The organism is Muriicola sp. (assembly GCF_041567615.1).
GTDB lineage: Bacteria > Bacteroidota > Bacteroidia > Flavobacteriales > Flavobacteriaceae > Muriicola.
Window position 1 is genome coordinate 1 of record NZ_JBFGBM010000105.1, and the last position, 9,238, is coordinate 9,238.

At 50.0% G+C, this 9,238-nt stretch carries 10 protein-coding genes; 5 read left to right on the forward strand and 5 right to left on the reverse strand.

The genetic code is table 11. From position 1 onward, the window contains the following. Both ABYP73_RS08370 and ABYP73_RS08375 read left to right on the forward strand, forming a co-directional pair. A partial coding sequence (locus tag ABYP73_RS08370) for a DUF3276 family protein (protein ID WP_372974021.1) occupies positions 1-253 on the forward strand: 253 nt, incomplete at its 5' end. Positions 254-398: 145 nt separating this feature from the next. Next, positions 399-2,924 (forward strand): M14 family zinc carboxypeptidase, encoded by a 2,526-nt coding sequence (locus ABYP73_RS08375; protein ID WP_372974022.1) that lies wholly within the window; start codon positions 399-401, stop codon positions 2,922-2,924. Between the two features lie 24 nt (positions 2,925-2,948). On the opposite strand, the gene ABYP73_RS08380 is transcribed toward ABYP73_RS08375, so the two are convergent. Both ABYP73_RS08380 and ABYP73_RS08385 read right to left on the reverse strand, forming a co-directional pair. Beyond that, positions 2,949-4,004: a 1-acyl-sn-glycerol-3-phosphate acyltransferase gene (locus tag ABYP73_RS08380; protein ID WP_372974023.1), complete on the reverse strand. Its 1,056-nt coding sequence runs from the start codon at positions 4,002-4,004 to the stop codon at positions 2,949-2,951. Next, positions 4,001-4,942 (reverse strand): bile acid:sodium symporter family protein, encoded by a 942-nt coding sequence (locus ABYP73_RS08385; RefSeq protein WP_372974024.1) that lies wholly within the window; start codon positions 4,940-4,942, stop codon positions 4,001-4,003. Before ABYP73_RS08385 ends, ABYP73_RS08380 begins: the two co-directional genes overlap by 4 nt. A 148-nt stretch (positions 4,943-5,090) precedes the next feature. Between ABYP73_RS08385 and ABYP73_RS08390 the strand changes: the two genes are divergently transcribed. Beyond that, positions 5,091-5,651, forward strand: coding sequence for a thioredoxin family protein (locus tag ABYP73_RS08390; RefSeq protein WP_372946260.1), 561 nt, complete (start codon positions 5,091-5,093; stop codon positions 5,649-5,651). Continuing rightward, positions 5,624-6,187 carry a GNAT family N-acetyltransferase gene (locus ABYP73_RS08395; RefSeq protein WP_372974025.1) on the forward strand — a complete coding sequence of 188 codons (564 nt, stop codon included), beginning with the start codon at positions 5,624-5,626 and terminating at the stop codon, positions 6,185-6,187. The genes ABYP73_RS08390 and ABYP73_RS08395 overlap by 28 nt, the downstream gene beginning before the upstream one ends. A 12-nt stretch (positions 6,188-6,199) precedes the next feature. On the opposite strand, the gene ABYP73_RS08400 is transcribed toward ABYP73_RS08395, so the two are convergent. Next, positions 6,200-6,742 carry a YfiT family bacillithiol transferase gene (locus ABYP73_RS08400; RefSeq protein ID WP_372974026.1) on the reverse strand — a complete coding sequence of 181 codons (543 nt, stop codon included), beginning with the start codon at positions 6,740-6,742 and terminating at the stop codon, positions 6,200-6,202. A gap of 234 nt (positions 6,743-6,976) precedes the next feature. Between ABYP73_RS08400 and ABYP73_RS08405 the strand changes: the two genes are divergently transcribed. Further along, on the forward strand, positions 6,977-7,171 hold the full coding sequence (locus tag ABYP73_RS08405) for a cold-shock protein (RefSeq protein ID WP_372946264.1): 195 nt from the start codon (positions 6,977-6,979) through the stop codon (positions 7,169-7,171). A gap of 415 nt (positions 7,172-7,586) precedes the next feature. On the opposite strand, the gene ABYP73_RS08410 is transcribed toward ABYP73_RS08405, so the two are convergent. Together ABYP73_RS08410 and ABYP73_RS08415 are read right to left on the reverse strand one after the other, a co-directional pair. After that, positions 7,587-8,519, reverse strand: coding sequence for a peptidylprolyl isomerase (locus tag ABYP73_RS08410; protein ID WP_372974027.1), 933 nt, complete (start codon positions 8,517-8,519; stop codon positions 7,587-7,589). An 87-nt stretch (positions 8,520-8,606) separates the two neighbouring features. Next, on the reverse strand, positions 8,607-9,238 hold a 632-nt coding region (locus tag ABYP73_RS08415; RefSeq protein WP_372974028.1), incomplete at its 5' end, for a M20/M25/M40 family metallo-hydrolase.

Sequence of the window (9,238 nt, forward strand, 5' to 3'; positions counted from 1 at the left end):
TACAGAAAGTAAAAAATTTACTCACGACGACGGTTCTTTCCACTACAAGAAACACAAGATCTATTTGTACAAAGAGGATTTCCAGGCTTTTAGGGAAAACATGGAAGAGATGATGGATTACATCATCACCGAAAAAGGTCAGGAGGTTATCTCTGAGCGCCATCAAAAGGACTTCAAGAAGGAAGAAACAGAGAGCGGGGATGGAAACCAGACCCTCGACAGTTTTACCGATGTGGACTTTGATGATATTTGATATCGGTTCACTTTCCTGAAATGCACCAAGGACCTCTCTTACAAGAGGTCCTTTTTTTGTGTTTTTAAGGAATCTTTAACCCTTTGGGTAGTTGCGGCCTGTCCTTCTAATGAGTACCTTTTGCGACCGTATAAAAACCATTCGAATGAAAAAAGCACTACTCCTCATCGGACTTATTTTTACTTGTTTTCTCTCTGCCCAGGACGATCTTTCTTTGGACTACTACCTGCCTCAGCAATTGACTTATGACCCCTCTATCCCAAAACCTATTGATATCATTGGGCATGAAGTGGGCGAATGGCATGTGACGCATGACAAACTCATGTTCTACATGCAGGCTCTGGCCGAGGCCAGCGACCGGATCACCATTGAGAACAGGGGCACTACCTTTGAAGGGCGACCCATATTGTTGCTTACCGTGACCTCCCCGGAGAATCACGGAAGGTTGGAGGAGATCAGGCAGCAGCATCTGGCCCTGAGTGAGGCCGGAGGCAGCAATACCAATGTGGAGAATATGCCCATCGTGGTTTACCAGGGCTTTTCTGTACACGGAAACGAGCCCAGCGGAGCCAATGCGGGTCTGGCATACGCCTATTACCTGGCTGCGGCACAAGGACCTGAAATAGATGAGATGCTGAAGAATTCTGTCATTTTAATGGATCCATCATACAATCCAGACGGCTTACAGCGATTTGCGTACTGGGCCAACACCAACCGGAATATGAATCTCACTGCAGACAACAATGACCGGGAATACCACGAGGTATGGCCCGGCGGGCGCACCAACCACTACTGGTTCGACATCAACCGCGACTGGCTGCCTGTACAGCTTCCGGAAAGCAGAGCACGGATCAAAACCTTCCACCGCTGGCTGCCCAACATTCTGACGGACCACCATGAGATGGGTACCAATTCTACCTTTTTCTACCAGCCCGGTGAGCCGACCAGGGTTCACCCCCTCACCCCCAAGCTCAACCAGGAACTCACGGCTGAGATAGGCACCTACCATGCCCAAGCCCTTGATAAGATAGGTTCCCTTTATTATTCAGAGGAGAATTACGACGACTACTATTACGGAAAAGGATCGACCTTCCCGGATGTGGTGGGAAGTATCGGCATCCTCTTTGAACAGGCCAGCTCCAGAGGCCACATTCAGGAAAGTGAGAACGGCGTGCTGACCTTTCCCTTTACGATCCGCAACCAGTTTACCACCGCCCTTTCCACGGTAGAGGCTGCCCAGAAGATGAGGACAAAATTATTGAACTACCAGCGCGATTTCTACAGGGATCTCAGGTCTGAAGCAGGCAGAAGCAAGACCAAAGCCTTCCTATTCGGAGATGAGAAGGACGGGGCGAAAGCCTGGCACCTGGCAGAGATCCTGGAACGCCAGAATATAGATATCCACGAACTGGGACAGGACATTACCCTGGGAGGCAAACGTTATAAGAAAGGTAACAGCTACGTGGTGCCTCTCGAACAGAAGAACCACCGGCTCATCAGGGCCATGTTCGAAAAAAGAACCACCTTCACAGACAGTCTGTTTTACGACATTTCGGCCTGGACCTTCCCCCTGGCCTTTAATCTCGACTACGCAGAACTCACCTCCCTGTCCAATGCCGGACCCCGTATAGGAGAATTGAAGGAGCTCCCAGGATCCGTAAGTGGAGAAAGCCCATACGCCTATTTGTTCGAATGGCATGAATATTATACTCCCAAAGCCCTGAACCAGATCCTGGAAAAAGGATTGAGAGCCAAGGTGGCACAGTACCCCTTCAGCATGAATGGGGTCAATTACGACTACGGCACGGTCATGATCCCCGTACAGAATCAGGTACTCGGCAAGCGAGAATTGTACGAGTTCCTCACAGGTGTTGCGAAGGACAGCCACATCAGGATCACTGCGGTAAATACGGGTCAGACCCAGGGAATCGACCTGGGCAGTGGAGATTTTGAACCGGTGAAGAAACAAAAGGTCGCCCTCATTGTAGGTGAGGGGATACGCTCCTACGATGCGGGGGAAATCTGGCATCTCTTCGACACGCGATACCAGATCACCCTGACAAAAATTGATACGGAGTACCTCGGCAGGGCCGACCTGAGTTCGTATACCGATATCATCATCCCGGGGACCTGGGGAAGTGCAGGCCTCAATAAATCGAGTACTGAGAAACTCAAGGAATGGGTCAAGGCCGGCGGGACCCTCATCGGGTATCGCAACACGGCCAATTGGTTTGACAAGAATGAATTCCTCGACCTCAACTTTAAAAAGGACAGCCTCGTGGCAAAGAACGTTACCTTCGGGAAACGTCAAGATTTCCGGGGCGCCCAGGTGACCGGTGGGGCTATTTTTGAAGCCAGGATAGACCGCTCCCACCCCATCAACTTCGGGTATAAGAACAATACCCTTGCCTTGTTCAGGAACACCAACATTTACCTGGAACCGGAAAAGGACAGTTATAACAACCCGATACAGTATACACCCTCCCCTTTGCTGAGCGGGTATATCTCTGAAGAGAATGCGGCCCTGATCTCCAACAGTACCCCGTTTAAGGTAAGCAGTATGGGGAAAGGAAAGGTCATACTTTTTACGGATAACACCAACTTCCGGGCATTCTGGTACGGGACCAACAAACTCCTGATGAATGCGATTTTCTTCGGGGATATGATGTGATTCGATGGGAGCTGCCCGATAAGGTCACCCCTTTCGGGAGCTTCCCGTTTTAACGTAGAGCAGGCTCAGGAGGAAATGTAAGATGACTATTGAGCTGGCCCAGAGGGCGTTCACCTTTGTATAACATAGCCACCAAAAAAGGATATAGAAAATCGGCTGGATGACGACCGCATAGGCAAATCTGAAGGTGCTGATGAATTCTTCTTCGAGTATCCGGGGCTTGAGAAAAACCCTCCACACGAGGATGGTCGGGGCATTGATCAAGTAAAAGGTCCATTTCAGGAACAGACGCAGGGGATTCCCGGTCTTTCGGTTCTCTGAATCTTTTTGCCCGGGATAATTCTCCAGGGCTGCATGCGTCTTTCGAGGGTCGAGGTAATCGAATCCCAGGGAGTCGAGATACGCCAGCTTATCCGCGTATTCCTCCTCAGGGGCAATATGGGTGGTGTTCCTTTGCAGGGCCTCGGAAACCTCCTGTTTTATCCGGGAAACTGAGCCCGGAATATCATCTTTGTCGTAGTATGCACGAGAGGAGACAGGATCGTCAAAATAGAAGGCAACCCTGTCCGGAAAACCCGAGGCATTCTCGTAATTGATGCCCACCGGGACCAGGAGGACATCGAGGTCTTCATCCCGGTCGAGCGCTGCGAACAGAATCCTGGTGAATCCCTTACTCAGTGGTCTCACCTTCCTCATGATATTGTGGTTGGCCTCAGGGAACAAGAGGATATGCCCGCCACCCTGGAGGATACGGATACATCCCTGAAAAATCTCTTCATTCTTGCCCAGAGTATCCCGCCCGTCCCTCATCCGGTAGATCGGCAACATCCTCAGGAAGCGGAAGATCTGATTGACCACCGGGTTGACAAAGACATCAGCCCGGGTTAGGAAGTAGGTCCTGAAGGGGGTATAGGCGGCAATGACCAGAGGATCCATCAGCGCATTCTGATGATTGGCCAAAAACATCACCGCCTTGTTTTTCGGTACCTTATGGTAACCGTTTAACCTCATGTCGCGGTAGTAGCAAAACAAACCAAAACAGGCAATTCTCCGGGTGATATCGTACATGAGCCTCCTCATCCTCTCACCTCCTCTCTCACAGGCCTGAAAGCCCAAAAACTCCCGAGGAGCAACCCGGAAATAAGGTGCCAAACCCCCCAGAATGCCGTGATCACGGCCATCCCACCCAAACCGTCAAAAAATGTAAAGATCAGTACCAGGCCAAGCCCCGAATTCTGGATCCCGGTCTCAATGGTGATGCATCGAATATCTCCCTGGGACAACCCGGCTAAGCGGCTCGCCAGGTAACCCGTGATGAAAGCGACGGCGTTTTGGATCAAGACCAGCCAGAAGACCAGATGGAGGTAGTCGCGAATCTGTATCCTGTTATTGTAGATCACAACCAGGATGAGGCCTATAAAAAATGCGAGGGATATCTGTTTCAAATAGTTGGCCATGCGCCCGGCAAGAGACGGATAGCGCTCATTCATCCATACCCCTGCCAGGAGGGGTACCCCGAGTATCAGGGCCACGATCTCGACCATTTCTGCCGGATCGATGGAAATTTCCCTGAGTAGGTCATTTGCAGGGGGATAGAGGGAACCCCAAAAACTGAGATTCAACGGAGTGAACACGATAGCAAACAGGGTTGCATTGGCCGTGAGGGCCACGGACAGAGCCCTGTTCCCTCCGGCAAAAGAGGTGATGAAGTTGGAGATGTTGCCCCCCGGACAGGCAGCTACCAGGATCATTCCCAGGGCGAGGCTGGGTCCGGGCCGAAAAAAGAGGATCAGCAGGAATGTGACCAGGGGCAACGCCAGAAACTGACACAGGACGCCTACCAGGACAGGTCGAGGATTCCTGATCAGAGCCCTGAAATCATCAACCCTGATGTGCAGGGCTACGCCAAACATGATCAAAGCCAATATGAAATTCAGGATCCACAGGGTCTCCGTGGAGAAATCAATGCGCGCCTCGTCTAATGCAGAAACTATCACCTGTTCGTTTTTGATAATCATGTCCGTATCCTTTCCAAAGATAACCAAGTTCAGATATTGGGATTTGAAGGGCTTTTATGAACCTCACTCCATCAATCCCCCATGAAATCCTTTCAAGATACCTGAATCTGCCAAAGGCTTGTTATTTTTGTACTATAAAATCACCCTCATGGCACGAACTCCAAGCAATATGCTTCCCCTGGGCACCAGGGCCCCGCATTTTGAACTCCCCGATACGGTATCCGGAACCGTAAAAACCCTGGAGAATGTCAGGGGCGAAAAGGGAACGGTGGTTATGTTCATCTGCAACCATTGTCCATTTGTCAAGCATGTCAACCCGGCGCTTTCACGCCTTGGCAAAGCTTATCAGGAAAAGGGAATCGGCTTTGTGGCCATTTCCAGCAATGATGTGATCAACTATCCCGAGGATGCCCCTCATTTGATGAAAGAGAATGCCCTGGCAGAAGGATATACCTTTCCCTATCTCTATGACGAGTCTCAGGAGGTTGCACGAGCTTACGATGCAGCCTGCACCCCTGATTTTTACCTGTTTGATAGGCAACTGGAACTGGTTTATCGGGGTCAGCTGGACGATTCCCGACCCGGCAATGGTATTCCCGTAACAGGCGCCGACCTGAAACAAGCGATGGACAGGTTGATCTCCGGGGAACCTCAGTCTGAGGCCCAGAAACCGAGTATCGGATGCAATATAAAATGGAAGGAAAGCTAGAAGATCGGGGACAACCGACCATCCAACTCGAAGCCGTCAGAGCTGAGACCCTTGACCTCTACTGTGAAATCGGGGAACAGGCCTACAGGGATCATTATTTACATCTGTGGCCCGGACAGGACCCTTCTCCCTACATCGAAAAAAGCTTCAGACCCCGGGTGGTTCATACGGATCTCACCCACAAAAACAATCTTCATTTTCTGGTGATCTCCGGGAAAATCACCGTGGGGATCGCCAAACTCATCCTGAATAAAAATCCAGAAGGTCTTGTATTTTCTGAACCCGTATTCCTCGAGAAGATCTACCTTCTAAAGGATCATACAGGGAGGGGTATCGGACCGGCGGTCCTTTCTGCCTTGCACGCGGAGTCCCGAAAAAGAGGGATGTGCTATATCTGTCTGGCCACCATGCAAAAAGGCAGGGCCCTCTCATTCTATCTCAAAATGGGCTATGAGATCCTGAGAGAAGAGGTTTTACCATTCGAAAATGCCATCCAGGAAGAAAGGGGCATGTACCTCCTGGGGAGATCTCTCTAGGCATACCGGGAACTACCAGTTCATCCGCTCGGCAAGTGCCTGTATATGGGCCAGATGATGGTTGCCATGCCAGGCGTATCTGCCTGCATTCTCTTCAAGGCTGACCACTGCACCATTATCGGGATGTATGAACTCCTTTTTCCAGTCGGCTTCTGTAAACCCTTTCATCGTATAGACCAGTTTGGCATGTACTGCTTCGAGATGGCTCAGGGACAGGTCGATAGGACCAAATTGCGCATCGGTCAGTTGGGCCCATTCCTTTTCAAAATAGGGTTTGATGACAGGCCTGTCCTCTGTGAGAGCCCATTTGAATCGTATATAACTGTGATGGTGGCTATCTGCGATGTGATGTACCACCTGCCTTACCGTCCACCCACCGGGGCGGTAAGGGGTATCCAGCTGAGTATCGCTGAAAGAGATTACCAGATCCCTGAGATTGACGGGGAGGGCTTCGATCTGTGCGATCCAGTCCTTCAGGAGGAGCGGGGTGATCCTTGCCGGTTTTATAAAATGTCCTATGGGATACCTTAGACTTTCTAACTCTGATTTTTCCATAGTATAAAAATAGGGAAGTTCTCGATGATGCCGACGCATGTATATATGTCACATCCCGAATTTTTCCCTTTTAATATGAAATAGTACAACGGCACAGGATACTTGGGATTGGACCGTGATTTAATAGGCCGGATATCAGCTACTTACCAATGGTTTTTCCATAATAAAAAATAAATCCTTATGAAATCCATTTATTCCATGTACCTTTGTGGCTTAACTTTTTATTTTTTTATTATGAGTAAAGGAACAGTAAAATTCTTCAATGACTCCAAAGGTTACGGATTTATCACTGAAGATGGTTCATCAGAAGATCACTTTGTACACATTTCCGGCTTAATTGACGAAGTACGCGAGGGTGATGTTGTGGAATTCGAGCTGCAACAAGGAAAAAAAGGAATGAACGCCGTTAATGTGAAAATAATTGACTAGGTAATACACTCATTTTTTTTATAAACCCCGGTTGTTCAACCGGGGTTTTTTATTGGTGTTCATAACTTGTTATTAACTTCCTGCGCTACCTACACAACATTCGGCGCTTTCCTGCGTCATTACATTACACCCCTTAACCCGTTAATAACCAACGCCCATGTATTCCTTTCTCTGGATCCTGCTAGTTTTGATCGCGATCAACATCGTCTTGTTGCTGTTGAGTGCAGCCCGCAAGAGCTAATTATAAATCCTATTACTCTGAGGTAGGGTAAACGGCAGACATAGCTGTTATGTAAGAAAAGCTATGACCGTATTTTTTGGAATAATGGGCTTTCTGGTCGTTTTGAACCTTGCCCTACTCCTGTTTTCCATACAACTGGCCAACAGGAATTGATTCTTCGGGCTCTTCGGGTTTTCAGGGAACTTCCATCAGCTCCACGTCAAAGATGAGCGTGGCATTCGGGGGGATCACGCCTCCGGCCCCTGCGCTGCCATAGGCCAGGTGGGAAGGGATGACAAACCGGGCCTTGTCCCCTACCTTCAGCAATCCTATTCCTTCGTCCCATCCGGGAATGACCTGTCCTACACCCAGTTGAAAGGTGATAGGTTCTTTGCGCTTGTAAGAAGAGTCGAATATCTGCCCGTTGGGGAGGGAACCTTCGTAATGGACGGATACGCGCTGACCTTTCTCGGGTTTTTTGCCATTCCCTTTCTGAATGATCTTATAGCGAAGTCCGCTTTCCGTTTTGTCGAATCCGGCTGAGATCTTCTGGATCTCGGCCTCAGCTTTTTCTTTTTGTTTGGCAATCCTCTCCTCCCCCGTTTTTTCAAAAGACCGGAAAGCTTCCAGGGCATCCCATGCCTCACAGGCTTCTCCGACCCTCTGGATCTCCACCGAGTCCATCGTATCCCCCTGCTCTATGGCATCCACTACTTCCTGTCCCTGGACTACATGACCAAAAACAGTGTGCTTGTTATCCAGCCATGGGGTAGCCGTGTGCGTGATAAAAAACTGGCTGCCGTTGGTGCCGGGACCTGCATTGGCCATGGAGAGTACCCCTGGGGCATCATGCTTTAGAGCTGGATGAAATTCATCGTCGAACTTATATCCGGGGTCTCCTGTGCCTGTACCCAGAGGGCATCCCCCCTGGATCATGAAATCGGGAATCACGCGGTGAAAGGTCAGCCCGTCGTAATAGGGCTCGCCTTTAGACCTGGCCTTGTTATCGAGTTTACCCTCCGCCAGGGCAACAAAATTGCCTACCGTACCGGGGGTTTTCTCATGTGTGAGTTTTACGAGGATCTCTCCTTTTTCAGTATTGAATTTAGCGTAGATTCCGTTTTCCATGTGGCTTTATTTTAAGAGCCGCAAAGATAGGGATTCTGCCCCTAAAAGCCAGTAGACCTGCCCTTCAATTCAATCCCGGGGGGCGACTCAGTTGCCGGTGGATCCAAGTTCGTATTTGTCTGCCAGGTATAGGAGGCTCGTCATGGCTGCAGCACCCAGTTCGAGTTCTCTCCTGTTAACGTGTTCAAATGTGTCATTCTGGGCGTGGTGATGGGCGAAATACCGCTGGGAATCAGGTCTGAGTCCTGCCAGTACCATGCCTTCCTTCTTCAGGGGCCTGATGTCTGCACCACCCCCGCCTCTGGTAAAATGATCGGACAGGTAGGGCTCAAACAAGTCCTTCCATCCCATGATCTTCTCAAAATCCGAGTCGGAGCTGTCGAAGCCAAATCCCCGGGGGGTGAACCCCCCTGCATCGCTTTCCAGAGCAAAGACGTGCTTCTCTCCTTTCTGATCGGCCTCGGCAGCGTATTTCCTTCCTCCTCTGAGCCCATTCTCCTCATTCATAAAGAGTACAACACGGATGGTCCGTTTGGGTTTGTATCCACTCTTTTTGAGCAACCGCAGTACTTCCATGCTCTGAACACATCCGGCTCCGTCGTCATGGGCCCCGTCTCCTAGGTCCCAGGAATCGAGATGGCCTCCCACGACCATGATCTCTTCGGGTTTGGAACTGCCCCTGATCTCCCCGATCACATTGTAGGATTGTACATCCTCCA